This is a genomic window from Carnobacterium sp. (assembly GCF_040274945.1).
GTDB lineage: Bacteria > Bacillota > Bacilli > Lactobacillales > Carnobacteriaceae > Carnobacterium_B.
The window spans coordinates 21,481-41,679 of the sequence record NZ_JBEMAR010000013.1; the positions used below are offsets into that span (position 1 = coordinate 21,481).

A 20,199-nucleotide genomic window follows, 5' to 3' on the forward strand; every position below is an offset into this window, starting at 1 on the left:
TGAAAGATGAAATTGATACAGAAGATTCAGGATAAATTCCAAGGAATCATTCAAGCGAGCAGAAGATATCCGTTAACAGTTGTATTTTTACTTGCTTTTGCAGGGTTAAATACATTTTTAATTCAGCAAGAAACAAATAATTATATAAGGTATATGTATAGTTTTCTAGTTGGGATATTTTTAAGTGCGGTAGCACAACAAATCTACGAACGGTTTTTTGAAAAAAATTTTCAACGCATCCTATTGATGTTTGGTGCAATTATTTTGGCGATTGCTTATTATTTTACAATTGGTTCTGCAGCTGATTATGATTTTGAGAGGACTGTTAAAACAGGTATTATCTTTTTTATACTAACGATTGCATTTATATGGGTTCCAACTGTAAAGAATGAAATTACGTTTAATGAAAGTTATTTATCCGCTTTTAAAGCTTTTTTTACAACACTCTTATTCACACTTGTTTTATCTGCAGGTATTGGGTTTATTCTATTGGCAGTTGATCAGTTACTATTCTCAGTAAATTATAAAGTGAATTTGCATGCGTTTAACCTAGTGCTTTCATTGTTTGCGCCTATCTTTTTTCTATCTTATACACCTTTATATTTAAGTAAAAAAGAGGAATCAGTTCTAACACCTGAAGAACGAACGACCAAACTGAAAGAACTAAAAAGTGACGTTTCAGTTCCTAAGATGCTTGAACTATTGATTTCATATATCATCATTCCGTTAACAACAATTTTTACAGTTATTTTATTGGTCTATCTTTTACAAAATATTACGGGAGATTTTTGGACCAATAATTTGCTAGAGCCCATGTTGGTTTCTTATTCGATTACGGTTATTGTAGTATATATTTTAGCAAGTAATATAGAGACAAAATCAGCCATTCTTTTCAGAAAAATTTTCCCGAAAGTGTTGATTCCCATTGTTTTGTTCCAAACAATGGCATCCGTTTTAAGAATTCAAGAAACTGGCTTAACTTATGGGCGCTATTATGTCATCTTGTTTGGCATATTTGCTACCATAGCGGGAGTTCTGTTTAGCATTTTACCTATTCGAAAAAATGGCTGGGTTGCAGTAGTGTTGATGGTACTTTCGTTGGTTTCAATTGTACCTCCAATTGATGCATTCACTGTTAGCCGTGTGTCACAAACGAATTTATTAGAAAGAACACTTGAACAGAATCAGATGTTGGAAGGAAATTCCATTATTCCGAATGCTGATATTCCTGAAGAGGATAAAATCAAAATCAGTCAAACTGTCTATTACTTAACAAGTATGGACTACAATGAAGATATCGAGTGGCTAGCACCTTATAACCAGCTACCATCCTATCAATTTGAAGAGGTATTTGGTTTTCAACCTATCTATGACGTAAACGGTTTTTTAAATGAACAACCTGTGCAAGATTCTTATTATGCTACATTAGATTTAGGAGATAGTCCTGTGATCTCAATTGAAGAGTACGACAAGATGGTTATATTTTCTTATTATGATTTCAGCATACAACCAAGAATTGAGTTTGCAGTGGATGATAAGAGTTATACAGTATATACCGAAGAGGTAAATGGAAAAGAAAGTCTTATTTTAAGGAATGAAAGTGATGAGACCATTATGAGCATTGATCTTCAAGAGACAATGGAGGAAGTTGCTTCGACTACTGAAACAGAGAATATGCTCACGATTGATGAAGCAACAGTGAAAACTGAGAATGAACAAGCTGAAATGAATTTAGTCTTTACATCTATTAATATTTACGATAATCAGTATGATGCTGAATTTTATCTATTTGTTGAGATTAAATAAACGAATAAAAAAACGTGATCAATCCTTTAGGAATCGATCACGTTTTTTTTGTTAGTTACCTAGGGCTGAACGAAAAAAGCTAGGATTTTTAATAGCACATTTAACCAAAGGTAATACATGATTAGTCAAAGCGCTTGCGTTTTGGAGAACTCGAGATAAAAAGAGCTTCGCGGTATTTTGTGACTGTTCTTCGTGATATTTCAATACCGTCCTTTTTTAAAAGATCCACAAGTTTTTGATCTGATAATGGTTTTCTAGGATCTTCATCTTGAATGAAGAGTTCAATTTTTTTCTTTATTTGGTCAGAAGAGATAGAACCATTACCTTCTTTAGAAGTTGTCACCAAAGCGTTTGTAAAGAATTTTTTTAATTCAAATACACCGAATTCTGTTGTGATGTACTTCCCATTAATGGAACGGCTGACCGTTGATTCATGAATATCAAGTTCTTCAGCAATTGTTTTTAATGTTAAGGATTGAATTGGACGATCTTCTGATAAAAAAAACTCTTTCTGAGCATTTACAATGGCAATACCAATTCTGAGAATCGTCTCTTCTCGTTGAATAAGCGTCTTTTTGAGCCATTCATATTCAGATTGTTTTTCATTAATGAATGTTGAAACTTCTTTATCCTGCAACACACTTAATTCTTCATAATATTCTTTTTGGAAAACAATAACAGGAAGTCCAGTCTTAACAGAGTGCACAATAATCTCTTGATTATCCGTTATTTTAACGGATAAATCTGGACGAACGTATTGCGTAGGAGCATTTGAAAAAATGGCTCCAGGGTGTGGTGTAAGAGTTTTGACAAAATCAGAAACCTCTTGAACTTCACTCAATGAAATAGCATAACGCTTTGCAATGTGATCCCATTTTCGATTAGCAAAAGCTTCAAACTCTTCTTCAAGGATTAAATAAGCAAGATTGGGCGCTTGACCATTTCGTTCTGTTTGAAGCATCAAGCATTCTTGCAAGTTTCTGGCACCTACACCAGCAGGTTCCAATTGCTGTAAAAGTGTCAATGCATCTAATAATTTTAACGGTTCTGCTTGAGTAAGGGTAATCGCATCATCCATTGACAGAGTTAAATAACCATTATGGTCAATATACTGAGCCAGCCAAATAATTAAATCACGCAAGGCGGTATCTCTGAAAGACAAATGAATTTGTTCGATGACTGCAGAATAAAGAGAAGTGGTAGATGCTGTAGTTGCCAATGTATCCCAGATTGATCCACTAGTTGATTGATTTGTTCTTGACTGGTTACTATTGTATTTTTCTGTCGAAGTTCCCTGAGTTTTGGGAGCTGATTTTACAGAAATAGAAATGAAAGGATTTTCTAGTGATTTTTGTTTTAAAAAATCAACTAAATCTTTTCGATTGTATTGCAGCATCTGAATAGATTGTTGCAATTGAGGTGTCATGGTCAATTGCTGTTTTTGTAGTTGAGTGTAATTTTGTTCGAAATTCAAAACGTTTTCACCTCTAGTATTAATAAGTTTTGATAAGGTTATCATAGCATATCGAACTTTAAATGAGAACGTCATCTAAAATAAAGGAGAAATCTAGAGACAATAGTGTAAATAAATGTTCACATCTTGCTTATGAGTAGCTTGCAATGGAATGGATGGTTATAATTAGAGTAACTAGAATACGAGTAGATGAAAGCAGGTGTTTGACTAATGAAACTATATATTAAGGAAAAACGGTTTTCGTGGCGTGACCAATTAATTGTACGAAATGAAAAAGATGAAAAAGTTTATATTGTTAAAAGTGAACGGGTATCCATAGGGAATAAAGTGCACGTTTACAATCAAACTAATGAAATAATAGTATCTATTGAAGAGAAAAAAATAGGTTTTTCACCTAAATACATCATCTATCAACAAAATGAAAAGATTGCTGAAGTAAAAGAGAAAAAAAACTATTTGGTCCAGATTACGATATTGAAAAAATAAATTGGAAAATCAAAGGAAATGTTGAAAAAGACGATTATGAAATAAAAGAAGGATTTACCGAAGTTGCTTCTTTTAAGAAAAAATGGTTTTCTTACGGGGATACTTTTGTTTTAGAGACTAAAGATGAGAAAGATGCTCCATTAGCTTTAGGCATTGTTATTGCGATTTGGTGTTTACAAATAGATGATCAAGATGAAACCTAAAGGTACACTAACTTTTTAGATAATCATTAAGGAGGGAAAAGAATGGAAAGATATGTTGTAGGAAGCTACGCAAGTCCTCAAGAGGCAGTAAATGCAGTCAATAAATTGCAAGAAGAAGGCTATCAAAAAGAAGATATCACTTTAATATCTAGCACAGAATCTAAAAATTCCATTTCCAATACTACAGATATAGTAGGAACAACTAATGAAACGGATATAGACACTGAGGATAAGGAAAAAGAAAGGGATGATCGCTCCATTTGGAAAAAAATAAAAGAATCATTTTCTTCAAATGACTCTAATGAACCCGGTTCCTCTCAATCAAATGACGATCTTTTGGACGCTTATCAACAAGATATTGCAAATGGCAATATCATTGTTATTGTAAAGGGTGAACCAAAAAAAATTAGTAGTAATGAATCACGTCCGACAGATAGAGTTATTCCATTAGATCCGATTTCTATGTTAGAAGCAGATCCATTAGTTAATCCTGAAACGGTTTTAGATTCAGCTGAACCTTCTGATCGTTCAGTTTCAGAAAATGACGAACAAAATCAAAAATCAGAAAGTGAAACGATTCAATTGAAAGAAGAGCAATTAGATGTCACAACTAAGGAAGTTCAAACAGGCGAGGTTCGAGCTAGAAAACGTGTAGTAGAAGGAACTAAAACGATTCAAGTTCCTGTTAGACACGAAGAAATAGTTATTGAGCAACATAACTTAAAGGACGACCATTCAGATAATACACTAAAAAATAAAGAAGTGGTTATACCTGTCACAGAAGAAGAAATTGAAGTAACGAAGCACCCAGTGGTTAAAGAAGAAGTATCATTGAATAAAGAGGAAGTAACAGATACAAAACAAGTTAATAGAACAGTAAAAAAAGAAGACGTCACTGTCGACACAAAAGGCAATCCTCATGTAAAAAAAAACATTGAGTAAAATAGTTTTCAAATAAAGAAGTCCCAAATAAGATAATGTCTTATTTGGGACTTCTTTATGGTTTACTAAACTATAATCCTAGTGAAGGTTAAGAATGATGAGAACTGTCATCTTTTGGTTTAGCTGTATTCGTGCCATCTATTTGATATTCTTCAACATGAATGTCTTTGCTAGTAGAAGGGCTAGTTTTTGTACCAGTTGTTTCGGTAGTGTGTACAGTTGAAGTTGGTCCACTGTGCTGAGTTGTTTGATTTTCTTCTAAAGAAGCTAATCGAGTATTAAGACTTTGAATTTCAGCCTCTTTCTTTTGTAACTCCAATTGTGCTTCAGATTCTTTTTTAACTCTATTAACGGCCTCATCTCTAGAAGCTTCAGCATTTTCTAATTCATCATTTTTATTTTTGATTACTTGTCTATTGCGCGCCCCTTTAGATAATGCAAATAGTGCAGCAATCAACATACCGAGTAATAAAAAGCCGATGAAAAGTAACCATAAAGGTAAATCAAAAGACATAAAGTAAAGGTTTAAAGTAGCCATTTGCATATTTAAGAATGCTACTATAGCAGCCAAAACCAATAAAATAATCGCGATTATTATCATACATTTCATTCTCCTTCCTAAATTATCTAAATTTGAATAATACAGCGTAAAGATATAAGTAAGTCTTTTTGAAACAAAACACAGAGTAATTGACGATTGGCCAAAGAGACGGATTAACGTACCAAACAATCTAAAAAGATAGATTTGTATTATAAATCAATTATAAACGTTGCAAGGTAAATAATGAAATAATAGTACTCAAACAAAAAAGTTTACGAATCTGTTTTATTTAACAGTTCGTAAACTTTTTGATTAAATTTAATGAGTAAAAAATTAGTTTACCAGTATTTTTAGAAATAACTTGAAAGAAAATAGTGAAAATCGAATGTTAGAAAATTAAATTAGGTTATTAATTATATTTTACAACCTCTTTTTTATTATCGTATAAGCTATAAATGACAAAATAAACTCCGGCTATTCCTAAAATAATAATGTAACCACTAATTAGTCCGGCAGCTAAATATCCCCCTAATGTTATGCCTAAAGCAGCTAAAAGCTGGGATCCTTGAAAGGAAAGAGAGGCAAAACTTAAATAAGAAGCTTGTTTATCTTCAGGTATCAAACTGACTTGACGGGCACTTAGGATAGGGGCAGAAGCTAGCTCACCAAACGTGGCCAAAATAGTTAATGGAATCAATAGGTAAATACTATTGGCAGAAGCCATTAAGCCATATCCAGTTACATAAATCAGTAATCCAATGAGTACAACAGTACGTTCTTTTTTCTTCTCAGTTAATCGCGAAACAAGGAAAGTGAAACAAACGACCATAATAGTATTGATCACTTGTAAAATACTAAGCATTCTCACTCCGTCGATAGAAACAGATAAAAGTGTGATTGGTTTAAACTCTTTTGATAAACGAATGCCAGTGTAGTTTTGCAATGAAAATTCTGCAGCACTATAAAGAGCTATTCCTAAAATTAACATGACCCATCGTTTGTCTTTAGCAGCAATATAGTAATTGTTAAAAAGACCATGAATAATTGTTTTCCCTTTAGTCAGAGAAACATTATTTTTATAATTAAGGTTTTTTTGTAGAAAAGCAGAAACGATAAATTGCAAAAGAGCGGCACCAAAAAACAAATAGACCAGATAATGCTTAAACAAGAAGCCTCCGATTGAAGCACCTAAAGCCATGGATAAGTTAAATGTCCAATACTGTAGTTGATAAACTTTTTTACGTTCATTCGGAACAGTAGAATCGAGCAGTACCGCATCAAAGGCAGAATAATATAAATTATAAGTGATGCCACAAATAAGGTAACCAAAGATTAGCCAAAAATTTTGTGGTAAGATACCTGAAAAATTCACTGCAACAAGAAGCAAGGATACTCCGTATAAATTTTGAAAGATCAATAAGATTTTTTTTCGCTGAAAGTTATCTGCTAAATAACCACCAATAATTCCTGCTAAAAAAGAGGTAACAACATTTATCATAACTAATAGTCCGATAGTTTCCTTGCTGAATATACCGGCTAAATAAATAATAAGGTAGGGAATCGTACAAGCATAAACTAAACTGCTAAAAAATGAAGTAACTAATGTGGTTTGAATATTCTTTGAAAAAGATGATAGCATAATAATCTCCTTAATAAATAAAGGAACAGAGAATATGTATTTAATTCGTGTCCTTATCTCTTTTTTTATGAAGCCATAAGAAAAGAGACACACTGATTCTTCTTCTCAGATAACTTGACAAAAATAGCGTAGCACAATTCTAAGAATAAAAAAATAGGGAAATGAGAAATTGTTAATAAAAATAGGGAGGAAGGCTTTAAACTAGTTCGTTAATAGAAAATAGTCGCTAGATAGACAGAAGCTAAATAAAATCTTACAATTTTATCGTACAGTGGTGTGATAGATTGGTATAAAGTAGAGACTCATTTGAGTAGAGGTAATAAGCTCTAGTTCGATTAACTCAAAATTAATCTCCATTTGAGTAGAGATAATAAGCCCTAATTCGATTAACTCAAAACCAATTTCTATTTGAGTAGAGGTAATAAGCCCTAGTTCGATTAACTCAAAACCAATTTCCATTTGAGTAGAGGTAATAAGCCTTAATTCGATTAACTCAAAACCAATTTTCATTTGAGTAAAGGTAATGAGCCCTAATTCGATTAACTCAAAACCAATCTCTATTTGAGTAAAGGTAATAAGCCCTAATTCGATTAACTCAAAACCAATTTCCATTTGATTCCATTGCTCATCAGATAGTTCATACCGTTCGATATTCATGATGACCACTTTTTATTTCTTTTATTATGCCACGTAGATCAAAAATCAAGATAATCATTTGTTTTAAAACACGACCTAACCATATAAAAAATAAAACCTAAATAGAAAAGCCGCTACTTAGTATGTACTAGGTAACGGCTTTTCTATTTTAAAATAAGGTAAAGAGTTAGTTGCGCACATCTTCAACAGCGTTTAATTTTTCTACATCTTCTGGTGAAATAGTGAAGTCTAATTGACTGTTTTCAATGATTCGTTCTTCATGTGTTGATTTTGGAAGCGGCAATGTTTCACGCTCTAAACAGTAACGAATACATAACTGGGCAGGAGTAACGTTATATTTTTCTGCCATTTCTTTGATTTCTGGGCTGTTCAATGTTTGACCAGTTGCTAATGGTGAATAGGCTTCTACAACAATGTTGTGTTTTTTACAAAAGGCAAGTAAATCTTCTTGATCATGTCCAACGTAGAACGGAATTTGATTAGCCATTGGCACGATATCGCAAGCATCAATAAGAGCTTGAATATCTGATTCAGAAAAATTAGAAACTCCGATAGTACGAATCTTTCCATCATTGTACAATTTTTCCATCGCTTTCCATGATTGGATATTTCCTTCAGTATAGTCCGCGCCTTTTTCATTCCAAGGCCATGGAGCATGAATAAGATAAAGGTCTAAGTAATCCACACCTAAATTGGTAATGGTTGTATTAAAAGCCTCTAAGGTTTCATCGTAACCTTTAATTTGAGCGGGTAATTTACTAGTAATAAAGATTTCTTCACGTGGTAAATCAAAATCTTTGATTGCTTTTCCAACATTTTCTTCATTTTGGTAAGCTAATGCTGTGTCAATATGAGTATAGCCATTTTTAAGAGCCATTGTTACGGCATCGTATGCTTCCTCATTTGGGATCTGCCAAGTACCAAAACCGATATTTGGAATCTCAACACCATTGTGAAACACAAAAGAATTTTCTTTCATCATAAATCATTTCCTCCTCATTTTTAAAGATGTTACTTTCTTATTGTATGCTTTTTTAAAGGCTAAGTAAAATATTAGTGTATCCGTTTTCCGTTTTTTAATTGTGTTCAGAATAATTTTGAACTTGAAGCAGGTACCTTAAGCAACGTATACCCCAATGTCCGGAACACTTCTGCTAAGTCAGGATTTGTTATCATATGGATATCTTCATGAATAACATTATAAAGTATACATTAAGAATGCTATATAAAAATAAAAGGACAGTAAAAGTTGATATTGTTGGACTTGTTAATTGGTATGTAGTTAAGTATTATAGGAAAGTATGGTTTTTCTATTAGCTGTTATGGTGTTAGATTCATCTATATGTTTATTTTAGTGAAACATAACTAAAAATTAAACAAAAAGTAAAAAAAAATGTGTCATAATATTAAAAGCAACATAATTAGAATAATAATCACTTTTTTGTAAAGTGAGTGGAGGTAGAGTTAGTTATTATGAAAAAAAACGAAGGTATTATTGATTGGTTTTTCCGTTTTGTGAAAGGAATGTTTATTGGTTCAGGTGCTATCTTACCGGGTGTAAGTGGAGGAGCTTTAGCGGCTGTATTTGGGATTTATGAAAATATGATTGCATTTCTATCAAATATTCGCAAAGATTTCCTTAAAAATGTACGTTACTTTATTCCAGTAGGGATTGGTGGTTTGTTTGGTATATTTGTGCTGGCATATCCGATTGATTATTTTTTGAAAAATAATGAGGTTCAGGTATTATGGTGCTTTATCGGTTGTATTTTGGGAACATTGCCTGCTTTATATAAAGAAGCTGGAAAAAATGGGCGCAAGCCTTATCACCTTGTGATTACTGTAGTTGTTGCGATTCTTGCTTTTGTAGGTTTAATTTATGCAAAATTTAATATGAATGTAGTAGTTGAACAATCCACATTGTCATGGGTAATGGCCGGCGGGATTTTTGCTTTAGGGTTTATAGTTCCTGGATTAAGTCCATCTAATTTTTTGATGTATATGCATTTGTACGAGCCCATGACAGAAGGTATAAAAGATTTGAACTTTTCTATCTTAATTCCTGTCGCAATTGGTGCAATTTTATGTGTTTTGTTACTGTCTAAATTGGTAAGTAAATTAATGGAAATCGCTTATGCTGCTATTTTCCACTTTATTTTAGGTGTTGTAATAGCTTCAACAGTCATTATAGCTCCGTTGCCCGAACAATACATTGGCATATCTGCTGGAGGAATAGCAGTGGCAGCTGTATTATTCTTTATTGGTTTAGCTGTAGGATTGCTGATGGAAAAATTGGAAGACAATTATAAACCGGCTGAATTAAATTGATGTTAAACTTTTTGATTTAAAATAAAAAGAGTTGACCGTTTCTAATGCAAAGTTGTTATTTTTAATTTTTGTTCATGTAAAAAAAAGTGTTGCTGAGTATACTCAGCAACACTTTTTTTAGAACTAATTATTTTTTTATTTTAGAACCTACACTTTTTTGCAATAGGACCGCGCCCAATGCCCCAACTATTCCTTGAAGTAAATTTCCAGGAATAGAAATAGCTGCTCCAGCCAAACCATACATAAAGCTTTCAGCAACAAAATAGCCAAGTGCCATAAATATACCAGCAGGGATAGTAGCTAAAAGAGGTTTATGATAGCCTGTTTTTTGAAAAATCCAAGCACAAATATATCCTTGAAGTCCTTTTACTATAAAAGTAATGGGAGCATAAAAAGCGTAACCTGCAATGATATCTGCAAGCGCGCTTCCTAATCCACCGACAAGAAAACCAGCTTTCTTTCCTAAAAATAATGCAGCAAATAATAAAACCATATCTCCTAAGTTAATGTATCCACGAAATGTCGGTATTCGAATAAGAAGCGTCATTACTATAGTCATAGACATGAATAGAGCAACTGTTACAATTTCTTTTGTAGTAATTTTTCGCATAATCTCCATCCTCTACTTATATGTATAAAGTCATCTTATCTTTTTTTAGCAACAATGTCATGAATTTTTTAATTAAAAAAACTAAAAAGTACAGATTCTATAATAAGAATTATGCTAGACTAGATAAAGAGAAGAAACGAGCAGAAAAGGAGAAAAAGATGAAGCAGCCCAGAATTTTAGTTATCCAAGATATTTCAGCAAGTTGCCGTATTTCAATGAATGTGGCTGTCCCAATTTTAAGTTGTTTGGAAAATTGGGTGAGTATCTTGCCTACAGCATTGTTGTCTACACATACCGGTAAAGGTTTTGAAGAGTATACTTTTTTAGATTTAAGTGCTGAGATACCGGCTATATTAAACCATTGGCGTTCGTTAGGAATAAAATTTGATGGGATAGTCATCGGATATTTAGGCTCTATAGAACAAATTAAATTGATGGAAAGCATTATCAAACAATTTTCAACAGAAGAAGCTCTAATTGTAGTAGACCCTGTGATGGGTGATCACGGAACTTTATACCCAGGTTTTACCACTGAGCATGTTGAAGCGATGCGTAAACTTTGTCAATTTGCAGATGTCTTGATACCAAATGTAACTGAAGCTTGCTTACTAACGGAAACAAACTATCCAGAAAAGCCACATACTAAAGAAAAAATAGAACCCATTATAAAGAAATTAACGGACAAAAATAACCGAAGTATCGTCTTATCTGGTGTAACTGGAAATGAAAGACAAGTAGGTGCTGCGTTTATTTCCAAAGGAAGTTCAAAAATCCATTATACTTTTTCAAAAGTTTATCCGGGGCATTTCGATGGGGTAGGAGATTTGTATACAAGCGTAGTAGCAGGATTTTTATTTCAAAAACACAGCTTAAAAAGAGCTAATGAAGTAGCGGTAAATTACATTTCAAGAGTGGTCAAACGGACTATTGAAGAACAAATTGATCCATTGTATGGAATTGCTTTTGAAAAAGATTTGATGTATTTAATGAAAGAACTAAAAAAAGAAATTATCCATGATTGAAAGTAAGAGAAAAACAACGAAAAGTTGCAAACGGTATGTTTACAGCTTTTCGTTGTTTTTTTTCTATTTTTTAAATATCGGTTTTTACTGAATAAAAGAGTAATAAACAACCAATAAATGCCGCCACTATTCCAGCACTTAACATTTCTGGAACACCAGCATTGTCTAGCAACCATCCACCTATAAAACTTCCAGCCACACTGCCTAGGGTAACAGCACCTACGTTAAACGCTTGTCCTTTGACATAATCTGTTTTCTCCATTAGTTGATTGACATAATAAGTTGAGGCTGGAATGTAAAGAGCAAATGCTAATCCTTGGAATAATTGAGTGACATTAATCATAAATACCGATCCCGATAAGAAGAAAAGAATACTTCTTAATACAAAGAAAACGGCAGCTATTTTCAACCAAATACCACTTTTTCGTTTAGTCAATAAATAGCTGAATCCTAACATAGCAGGTAGTTCACACAAAGCTGTAATCATTAATGACAAACCAAAGTCACTGTCGTTTCCTCCAAGTGAATGAATGATTTGGACTAAATAAGTATTTACGATAGTGTGAAAAAGAAACAAACAGGCTGCTCCTATTAGAAAGTAGGCAAAGCGAGGGTACCTTTTTAAAAAAGTTTCTTTTTCTTTGGTTAAAGGGTTATTCAACTTTAAATTTGGAGCAGATGGTACTTCAGAAATAGTAGTTTCGGGAAAGGTGAAAATAAGAATCAAAAAAGCTGATAATAAAAAAATACAGCCAATAGGCAAAATAATTGTGCTAAAGCGTGTTAACAATTGACCTAACGTGTACGAAGTTAGAGCGAATGCTAAGGAACCTGCTCCTCTTGTTAAACCAAAATTGATTTCTATCCCACTATTAATGTGTTCAAATGTAAAAGAATTAATGAACGGCTGCATGGATAAAACTAATGAAACTACAGCTATGAATAGTAATGCTTCAATTGCAGGAGCGCCAGTAGAAAGAAGCAAAGAAACAAGAAGGCCAATAGATAAAACCGTAAGGATAACTAAGCTCCATTTCAATGTTAATTTTTCAAACTTATCGACTACAGCACCTAAAGTAGGTTGTAAAATAACGGATAAGATATTGGAGATGGCAAGAATAAGCCCAATGTTTTGATTTTCGAAGCTTCGGGAGAGCAAAAAGACTGAAGCAAATCCATAGATGGAGCAAAATACCATCCAGTATAAGCTTTGTAGCAGTGCATATTTTATGGTTAGCGTACGAATTGTTGTCATAAGTTGTTACTCCTCCTTTCCCATTAAACCAAAATTGAATTTCTTTATCCCTGTAAATATCATAGCATGCATTCACTTAAAAAAATGAAGAAATTAGATGGAATTTACAACCTGAACAAATTGTTAGGATTTCTTTGTTTTTTTTGATATACTTATTATTAGTAAGAAGTATGTTAATGAAAATCATGTAAAGATATTAGTGTTTGGAGGAAAGAATAATGAGAGCAGTTATTATCGAAGAATACGGTGGAAAAGAAAAGTTGAAAGAAGCAGAAGTACCGATGCCACAGCCTAAAGAGCATCAAGTCATCGTAAAAGAAAGAGCAACTTCCATCAACCCGATTGACTGGAAATTACGTGAAGGCTATTTGCAACAAAAGATGCCTTGGGAATTCCCGATTATTTTAGGTTGGGATGTAGCAGGTGAAATTGTAGAGGTCGGTAGCGAAGTAACCGATTGGAAAATTGGCGATCGAGTATTTGCACGTCCCGATACAACACGTTTTGGAACGTATGCTGAATATACTGCAGTTGATGATAACCTACTAGCGTATATTCCTGAAAATATATCTTATGAAGAAGCAGCAGCAGCACCATTAGCTGGATTAACTGCTTGGCAAGCATTATTTGATTACGGCAAACTTGTTGAAGGCGAAAAAGTCTTGATACATGCAGGTTCTGGTGGAGTAGGAACGTACGCTATTCAATTAGCTAAAAGTAAAGGTGCTTACGTTATCTCAACGGCAAGTGAAAAAAATCGTGACTTGCTACTGGGTTTAGGAGTAGATCAATTCATTGATTATAAAAATGAAGATTTTACTGAACTATTAAGTGATGTAGACGTTATCTTTGATACGATGGGCGGAGAAGTTTTAGAAAATAGTTTTAAAGTGATTAAACCGCATACCGGACGAATCGTATCCATTGTTGGAGACGCAGATAAAGAGTTGATTGAGAAAGCTGATATCACGTTCAATAATATTTGGTTAGAACCAGATGGAAAACAGCTTAGCCAGTTGGCCCAATTAATGGAACAAGGAAAAGTGAAGTCCATTATCGGAGCAACTTACCCTTTAACTGAAAAAGGGGTTTATGATGCCCATGCATTAAGCGAGACACACCATGCAGTTGGGAAAATCGTGATTAAAGTAGGAAACGAAGAATCTTAATAGACAGATTAATTATAAAAAAAGAAGCGACAGTTTTTCTGTCGCTTCTTTTTTTATAGGTATGATTAGCTTTCAATGATTTCATATTCATGTCTGTTTTAAGAAGTGATTGTACAGAATCTTTTAGCACAATAATTTTGATGGTGTACTAATAAAGTAGTGGTACATTATAGCCAATTTCGGTAACCTAAGCCTTTGAAGGTATCATGATTCCTTCAAAGGCTTTATAATCACGCAAAGAAACTGACCACACTTCTAGTCTTTACTTTTTATCAAATCATCCATACCTTTCAGTCTCAAATTCAATAACCTCACCTATATCATTAAATGAAAATAGTCCTGAGACAGTTACACATTTGTAGGTCATTGTTGCTTATGCATTGCTACCATCATTCTCATTCCAGGTTATATATTTGTTTAAAGATGCAGTAGGAAAACATACCATCTCAGCAAAATATCTTAACAAGGTACCCTATTGATTTCTTTCACTACAGAAATGGCAACAGTAAATCATGAAAGAAACTTAAAGAGCATACTCCTTATTCCATTCCAATACTTATCACCTTTTTACAATATGAATTAAAAATGCTGATTTAATGGTTGCATTCCAGATAAAGATTGGTTTTTCTGTAGTGAATTATTGTTCTTCTTGAAATGACATCCCTTGCTTATTTTGTCTAATCTCATGTTAGCTTTTTGTTTTAAACGTACAGTTATAGTTACTAATGCAAACTATTTAAATATTCTGTTAAATATGAACAAAATATGGCTAAATATACAAAACTAGTGTTTCTTAAATGAAAAACAATATGTAATCGGTTGCAGAAATGATAATGTAATAATACCGATGACTTTGTTAAAGAATTAATATCATATTCTTGTGATTACTATGATATACTAACTGGCGTGAGAAAATAAAAGGGTATAAAAAACCACGGAGGGTATGCTTTGAATAAGAAATTGATGACCGGGATGATTGCAGCATTGTTATTTGCAACTCCAATTGTAATGCCGACTGCTACAGAAGCAGCGAGTGTTTCAGAACTTGAAAATCAAAAAGCAGAATTAGAAAATAAATCAGCAGACATAAACTCAAAAATCCAATCTCAAGAAGAAACCTTAAATAACTTAGAATCTGAAAAAGCAAATCTTGAATCAGAAGTTGAAAAATTACAAACGAATATCGATACTGTTGTACTAGAACTGAAAGTACAAGAGCAAAAATTAGCTGACTCAAAAGCTAAAATTGAAAAATTAAAAGTAGAGATTGAAAAATTAAAAGATCTAATTGCTAGACGTGAAGAAAAATTAGAACATCAAGCTAGAAATGTGCAAACAGATGGTAGTACTTCTAATATGGTCGATTTAGTATTATCTGCAGATAGTTTGTCAGATTTAATCGGGCGTGTGGGTGTAGTAAACCAATTGGTTTCTGCAAACAAAGATATTGTTACTCAACAAGAGAATGATAAAAAAGAAGTAGAAAAGAATGAAAAAGCAGCACAAGATGAAAAAGTTGCAATTGAATCATTAAAAGCAGAAATTGAAGTAAATAAAAATAACTTAGTTGCTCAAAAGGCAGAATTAGATGACAAAATTGTTCAAGTAGCAACTAAATACGATATGACAGAATCTGAAAAGAATGACTTTGTTAAAGAACAAGCTGTTATTGCGACTCAAACAAGTGTCTTGTCTAGCGAATTACAAGAAGAACGTCAACGCATTATAGCTGAAGAAGAAAAAGCACAAGCGGCTGCTAAAAAAGCAGAAGCTGAGGCAGAAGCTAAAGCAGCACAAGCAGAAGCTAAAGCAGCGGAAACTAAACAAACAACAAGTTCTTCAAGTCAATCAAGCAATCAAGCTCCATCAAGCAATGAGAAACAAGCAAGCACTCCATCATCTTCAAGCAGTTCAGGGTTTATTAATCCAAGTGGAGGATATACTACTTCTTCTTATGGCTACCGTATTCACCCGATTACTGGTGTAAATAAATTACATGGTGGTATTGACTTTGGTGGCGGCGGTCCAATCGTAGCAGCACAAAGCGGAACAGTTGTTTTTGCTGGTTACCATAGTGAATGGGGTTATTATGTGAAAATTGATCATGGAAATGGCGTACAAACATTATACGCTCACATGGTATCCGGAAGTTTATTAGTAACAGCCGGACAACAAGTATCACAAGGACAACAAATTGGAACAATGGGTACGACTGGTTCTTCTACAGGGGTTCATTTACACTTTGAAGTTTATGTTAATGGTTCTCGTGTTGATCCAGCAGGCTATCTATAAGAAGAAAGTTTTCAAAATAGTGGCATGTAAATTAAGAATTTAAAACAAATAGCCTAAGTCCTCTCTTTCAAAGAGAGGACTTTTTTAGTAGAATGAATAAGCAATAGATGAAATGGGCGGAGGATTACGAATGGAACTAATTTTATCCACAAAAAATGAACGCGTAAAAAATTGGAAAAAACTTCAATCAAGAAGAGGGCGTCAAAAAGCTGGTGCTTATTTAATTGAAGGTTTCCATTTAATAGAAGAAGCTTTAAAAAATCATGCGATAATTTTAGAAATAATGATAAGTGAAGAAGTAGCTGTAGGAGATATTCCTGAATTTGATGAAGCAAAACAAGTTGAAATTTCTGCGGAAATCGCAAAACTTTTAAGTGAGACTGAAACTTCTCAAGGTATTTTTGCAGTTGTAAAAAAAATAGAGCAATTAGATAAACCAATTCTTGCGAAGCCCTTTTTATTCTTAGACAATGTTCAAGACCCAGGAAATGTCGGAACAATGGTTCGCACAGCAGATGCTGCCGGTTTTGGGGGAGTCGTATTAGGAAAAGGATCTGTCGATCTTTACAATAGTAAAGTGTTGCGTTCTATGCAAGGGAGTCATTTTCATTTGCCGGTTTACCAAGGAGATTTAAATGAATGGTTTGATTTGTTTTTTGAACATGAGTTTCCAGTTTTTGGTACTGAATTAAATGAAGATGCCGTTTCTTATCGAAAAATTGACCCTCAAGCTGTATATGGACTGGTTATGGGAAATGAAGGCAATGGAATGTCGGATGAATTATTAAAACGTACAACAAAGAATCTTTATATTCCGATTGTAGGACAAGCGGAGTCTCTAAATGTTGCAGTAGCTGCTGGAATAGTCATGTTTTCGTTAACCAAGAATAAAAGTTAAGTGTTACAAAACTATGTCAAAAAAATGAACTTTCCTAATATTTCTTTAAATTTGAAGTGTTCTGCTTTAAAAGCCTAAGCATACATTGTATGATGGGAACCAGTTAGAACACATTATATATTATTACGAAAAGGAAGTTGTTTAATGACCGAACCAAAATGGAAGCAAGATTTAGAATACGTTGCACTTATCGAGGATTTATTGGAATGTGAAGAAGTAAAGAAACTAAATGACTATACTCAACATCATTTTACTACAAGACTAGATCATTCAATTAGCGTATCTTATATCAGTTACTGTATTGCTAAAAAACATAATTTGGATGCTAGAGCTACAGCTCGTGCAGGTTTGCTTCATGATTTGTTTTATTATGATTGGAGAACAACGAAATTTGATGAGGGTACTCACGCATATGTCCATCCTCGTATGGCTTGCGAAAACGCAAAAAAATTAACAGAACTAAGTGAATTAGAGTGCGATATTATTATTAAACACATGTGGCTAGCTACTGTAGCTCTTCCAAAGTATAAAGAAAGTTACATTGTAACGTTTGTTGATAAATATTGTGCAGTAAAAGAAGTAGCTGTTCCATTGACTGGAAAAATGAGAACCTCTGTAAAGAATGCGTGGGCTCGTTTGAGACCAGCTGCAGCACAATAAAAATAGAGATAAGTTGTAATAGACGTTTTTAACTTAATAATAAAAAGACTAAACCTTAATTGAGGCTTAGTCTTTTTTTGCTTCAGTTAGAAGATTCTTTAGAATTTCAGTTCGTATTTCAACTAATTCTGGAAATTGATAAAAAAAGTTTTGTTTCTTTTGAGCAACGGTGTCATTGCTTTGTCTAGGAGAGAGAATAAAAAAGGTCCATGATTCAGCAATATCTTCTTCAGGATGGGTAACAGCATAACTTGTCAAAAAATCATCAGCATGTTCAAGGTAAAATGATTGTTGAGCTTCTGGATCAGCTTGGACATTGAGATGTTGCCACTCTTTGTAATAATCAATCCAAAATTCTTGGTAATATAAATTTATATACGACTCAGGAGTGCTTTCTCCATAGAAAGAAGAGTAAGTAGTTTCTATTTGACTAGAGGTTTTCCAATCGTAATTGCTGACCATTTGCTTATTATTTAAAGTTAGAAGATGGCCATATTCATGAATTAAAGTGTAATAAAAATTTTTTTCATCTGTGCTATCGACAAAGTCAACTCCAAGTTGCCAAGTATCTCCATTGTAGTCTAACGGTTCAACGTAACCTAAAAGATTACTAGCTCCATCTGAGAAAACGGAGAAAGAATAAATGTTTGTGCGTAAATCTGCCGGTATAATAGTTTTAAAGGTATCCCATAGTTGATTATGAGCAATCGTATTTCTCGCATATTCGCTTTGATCAGTATTAACGGTATTAATGATTCCATTGGAAAGAACATCATTAATAACTTGGTAAGTAACAATAGTTGATTTTTGAATTAATGCACTTTGACTTTGTTCCATATTATTACCAGCTTTTGTAGGAGCTCCAGATGTGAAGTCTAAAGGATCGCCAATAAGTTCTTTTACTTCATTAAGATAAGCGTCGCCCTCTTCAATGAGGACGTCACTGCTAGTTTTTTCAACAGTATCGTTAATAACCCCTTGCATTGTGACGATGTCATATGAAAAATAGCCTAAAAATAATAATGAGCTAGTGAAAATCCAAAATAAGATTCGTTGCATCTTGTTTTCACCTCCAAAATCCCGTTATTTACATACTTTAAGTTTAGTGAATGTAAATAAAATTGTAAAGCAAAGATACCTTTTTATACGCAAAGAAACGCATGTATTAAAGTAAAAGGAAGACTTTTTAAAAAGACACAAAAACAACACATAAAATTTTCAAAAAAAAGATTGTCGAAGTATAAATCACAGTATATAATAATGCTTGTCGTATAAATTGAAACAGAAAAATTAAGTCTTATAAAGTTAATGAGATAGGGAATGCAAACGTTTCAATGAATGCTGAAAAAAATGAATTTTTAGATAGGATTGGAGGAAGCTTAAATGATAGAGGTAACGTTTACCAAACAAAAAGCACTTATTAGAGAAGCCAGTTTAGCAGACTTGCCAGAAATGGTAGATATCTATAATAAGGCAATACTCACAGGAGGCATCACCTGTGATCTTGATCCATTTACAGTAGAAGAAAGAAAATCATGGTTTGAGTCTCATCAAACAGAAAAATATCCGCTGTTCGTTTATGAAGTTGATGGAAAGGTTGCCGGATACAGTCATTTAAGTGGATACCGAGTAGGAAGAAGAGCGGTAGATCAGGTCACTGAAATTAGTTATTATGTAAATGGTGATTACCGTAAACGTGGAATTGGATCAAAGTTAGTTGATTATGCGCTACAACAAGCTAAAGAGATCGGTTATCAAAATGTTATTGCAATGATTGTAGAAGGCAACGGAGCAAGTGAATACATTCTTGGGAAATTTGGTTTTCAACAATGGGGAAGAATGCCAAAGATAGCTGAATTTAACGGAGCGTTACACGATCATTTGTATTATGGATTGAGAATCAATTAAAAAAATTGATAAAAAGTAGAACTAGATAGCCTTGAAAAGGGTTCGGTTCTACTTTTTTTAATTGAACTTTAAATAATGGATAGATTTTTATTTAATTGAATAAATATTCTTTCTTTCTGGCGGATGATTCTATGAGAAAAGACTTAATTAGTTCGTGTTTACTTTAAAAAAAGAGTTGAGAGTTTATTAACAACGAATTAATGTTTGTGGTTAATAGAAATGTGTTTTTTTTGTAAAAAAAACATTGACGGCATTCTGAATCCCTGTTATATTAATACATGTCGCTGAGACAGGTTGAAACAAACCAAC

General features: G+C 33.2%; 19 protein-coding genes and 1 pseudogene. 11 read left to right on the plus strand and 9 right to left on the minus strand.

The annotated features are described in order from the left end of the window. Positions 1 to 6 precede the first annotated feature (6 nt). Positions 7 to 1,806: a DUF4153 domain-containing protein gene (locus ABS916_RS12375; protein WP_350452192.1), complete on the plus strand. Its 1,800-nt coding sequence runs from the start codon at positions 7 to 9 to the stop codon at positions 1,804 to 1,806. A gap of 121 nt (positions 1,807 to 1,927) precedes the next feature. Here ABS916_RS12375 and rpoN read toward each other — a convergent pair whose 3' ends face one another. Further along, complete coding sequence (gene rpoN, locus ABS916_RS12380) at positions 1,928 to 3,280, minus strand: RNA polymerase factor sigma-54 (protein ID WP_350452193.1); 1,353 nt, start codon at positions 3,278 to 3,280, stop codon at positions 1,928 to 1,930. Positions 3,281 to 3,490: 210 nt separating this feature from the next. Between rpoN and ABS916_RS12385 the strand changes: the two genes are divergently transcribed. The 3 genes from ABS916_RS12385 to ABS916_RS12390 are packed head-to-tail and all read left to right on the plus strand — an operon-like array spanning position 3,491 to position 4,911. Then, entirely contained in the window at positions 3,491 to 3,766 is a 276-nt protein-coding gene (locus ABS916_RS12385) for an LURP-one-related family protein (protein WP_350452194.1), read from the plus strand. Positions 3,767 to 3,774: 8 nt separating this feature from the next. Further along, complete coding sequence (locus tag ABS916_RS12890) at positions 3,775 to 3,969, plus strand: LURP-one-related/scramblase family protein (protein ID WP_502880611.1); 195 nt, start codon at positions 3,775 to 3,777, stop codon at positions 3,967 to 3,969. A gap of 42 nt (positions 3,970 to 4,011) precedes the next feature. Continuing rightward, entirely contained in the window at positions 4,012 to 4,911 is a 900-nt protein-coding gene (locus ABS916_RS12390; protein WP_350452195.1) for a YsnF/AvaK domain-containing protein, read from the plus strand. Between the two features lie 88 nt (positions 4,912 to 4,999). On the opposite strand, the gene ABS916_RS12395 is transcribed toward ABS916_RS12390, so the two are convergent. The 4 genes from ABS916_RS12395 to ABS916_RS12410 all read right to left on the minus strand — a co-directional run bounded on the left by ABS916_RS12395 (position 5,000) and on the right by ABS916_RS12410 (position 8,730). Next, complete coding sequence (locus ABS916_RS12395) at positions 5,000 to 5,512, minus strand: lipopolysaccharide assembly protein LapA domain-containing protein (RefSeq protein WP_350452196.1); 513 nt, start codon at positions 5,510 to 5,512, stop codon at positions 5,000 to 5,002. A 349-nt stretch (positions 5,513 to 5,861) separates the two neighbouring features. Then, positions 5,862 to 7,091, minus strand: a complete 1,230-nt coding sequence (locus ABS916_RS12400) for an MFS transporter (protein ID WP_350452197.1) — start codon at positions 7,089 to 7,091, stop codon at positions 5,862 to 5,864. Between the two features lie 261 nt (positions 7,092 to 7,352). Then, positions 7,353 to 7,757: a hypothetical protein gene (locus ABS916_RS12405; protein WP_350452198.1), complete on the minus strand. Its 405-nt coding sequence runs from the start codon at positions 7,755 to 7,757 to the stop codon at positions 7,353 to 7,355. Between the two features lie 157 nt (positions 7,758 to 7,914). Next, positions 7,915 to 8,730, minus strand: coding sequence for an aldo/keto reductase (locus tag ABS916_RS12410; RefSeq protein WP_350452199.1), 816 nt, complete (start codon positions 8,728 to 8,730; stop codon positions 7,915 to 7,917). A gap of 491 nt (positions 8,731 to 9,221) precedes the next feature. Between ABS916_RS12410 and ABS916_RS12415 the strand changes: the two genes are divergently transcribed. Then, a complete protein-coding gene (locus ABS916_RS12415) occupies positions 9,222 to 10,076 on the plus strand; it encodes a DUF368 domain-containing protein (protein WP_350452200.1) in 855 nt (284 codons plus the stop codon). Between the two features lie 127 nt (positions 10,077 to 10,203). Here the strand turns inward: ABS916_RS12415 and ABS916_RS12420 are convergent, their stop codons facing one another. Beyond that, complete coding sequence (locus ABS916_RS12420; RefSeq protein WP_350452201.1) at positions 10,204 to 10,686, minus strand: ECF transporter S component; 483 nt, start codon at positions 10,684 to 10,686, stop codon at positions 10,204 to 10,206. 158 nt (positions 10,687 to 10,844) lie between these two features. On the opposite strand from ABS916_RS12420, the gene ABS916_RS12425 reads away from it, so the two are divergent. Then, positions 10,845 to 11,708, plus strand: a complete 864-nt coding sequence (locus ABS916_RS12425) for a pyridoxamine kinase (protein ID WP_350452202.1) — start codon at positions 10,845 to 10,847, stop codon at positions 11,706 to 11,708. 70 nt (positions 11,709 to 11,778) lie between these two features. On the opposite strand, the gene ABS916_RS12430 is transcribed toward ABS916_RS12425, so the two are convergent. Beyond that, on the minus strand, positions 11,779 to 12,963 hold the full coding sequence (locus ABS916_RS12430; protein WP_350452203.1) for an MFS transporter: 1,185 nt from the start codon (positions 12,961 to 12,963) through the stop codon (positions 11,779 to 11,781). 218 nt (positions 12,964 to 13,181) lie between these two features. Between ABS916_RS12430 and ABS916_RS12435 the strand changes: the two genes are divergently transcribed. Next, positions 13,182 to 14,132: an NADP-dependent oxidoreductase gene (locus tag ABS916_RS12435; protein ID WP_350452204.1), complete on the plus strand. Its 951-nt coding sequence runs from the start codon at positions 13,182 to 13,184 to the stop codon at positions 14,130 to 14,132. Between the two features lie 277 nt (positions 14,133 to 14,409). Here ABS916_RS12435 and ABS916_RS12440 read toward each other — a convergent pair. Continuing rightward, positions 14,410 to 14,577 (minus strand): annotated as a pseudogene (locus ABS916_RS12440) (DUF6544 family protein). Positions 14,578 to 15,080: 503 nt separating this feature from the next. Here ABS916_RS12440 and ABS916_RS12445 point away from each other — a divergent pair. From ABS916_RS12445 to ABS916_RS12455, 3 genes are all read left to right on the plus strand, one after another. Further along, positions 15,081 to 16,424, plus strand: a complete 1,344-nt coding sequence (locus ABS916_RS12445) for a murein hydrolase activator EnvC family protein (protein WP_350452205.1) — start codon at positions 15,081 to 15,083, stop codon at positions 16,422 to 16,424. 130 nt (positions 16,425 to 16,554) lie between these two features. After that, the gene (locus ABS916_RS12450) at positions 16,555 to 17,322 is read left to right on the plus strand and encodes a TrmH family RNA methyltransferase (protein ID WP_350452206.1); all 768 of its coding nucleotides are present in this window, start codon (positions 16,555 to 16,557) and stop codon (positions 17,320 to 17,322) included. A 144-nt stretch (positions 17,323 to 17,466) separates the two neighbouring features. Continuing rightward, positions 17,467 to 17,982 (plus strand): HD domain-containing protein, encoded by a 516-nt coding sequence (locus ABS916_RS12455; protein ID WP_350452207.1) that lies wholly within the window; start codon positions 17,467 to 17,469, stop codon positions 17,980 to 17,982. Between the two features lie 66 nt (positions 17,983 to 18,048). Here ABS916_RS12455 and ABS916_RS12460 read toward each other — a convergent pair whose 3' ends face one another. After that, entirely contained in the window at positions 18,049 to 19,041 is a 993-nt protein-coding gene (locus tag ABS916_RS12460) for a hypothetical protein (protein ID WP_350452208.1), read from the minus strand. A 324-nt stretch (positions 19,042 to 19,365) separates the two neighbouring features. Here ABS916_RS12460 and ABS916_RS12465 point away from each other — a divergent pair, with 324 nt between their 5' ends. Continuing rightward, positions 19,366 to 19,890 carry a GNAT family N-acetyltransferase gene (locus ABS916_RS12465; protein WP_350452209.1) on the plus strand — a complete coding sequence of 175 codons (525 nt, stop codon included), beginning with the start codon at positions 19,366 to 19,368 and terminating at the stop codon, positions 19,888 to 19,890. The last annotated feature ends 309 nt before the right edge of the window (positions 19,891 to 20,199 follow it).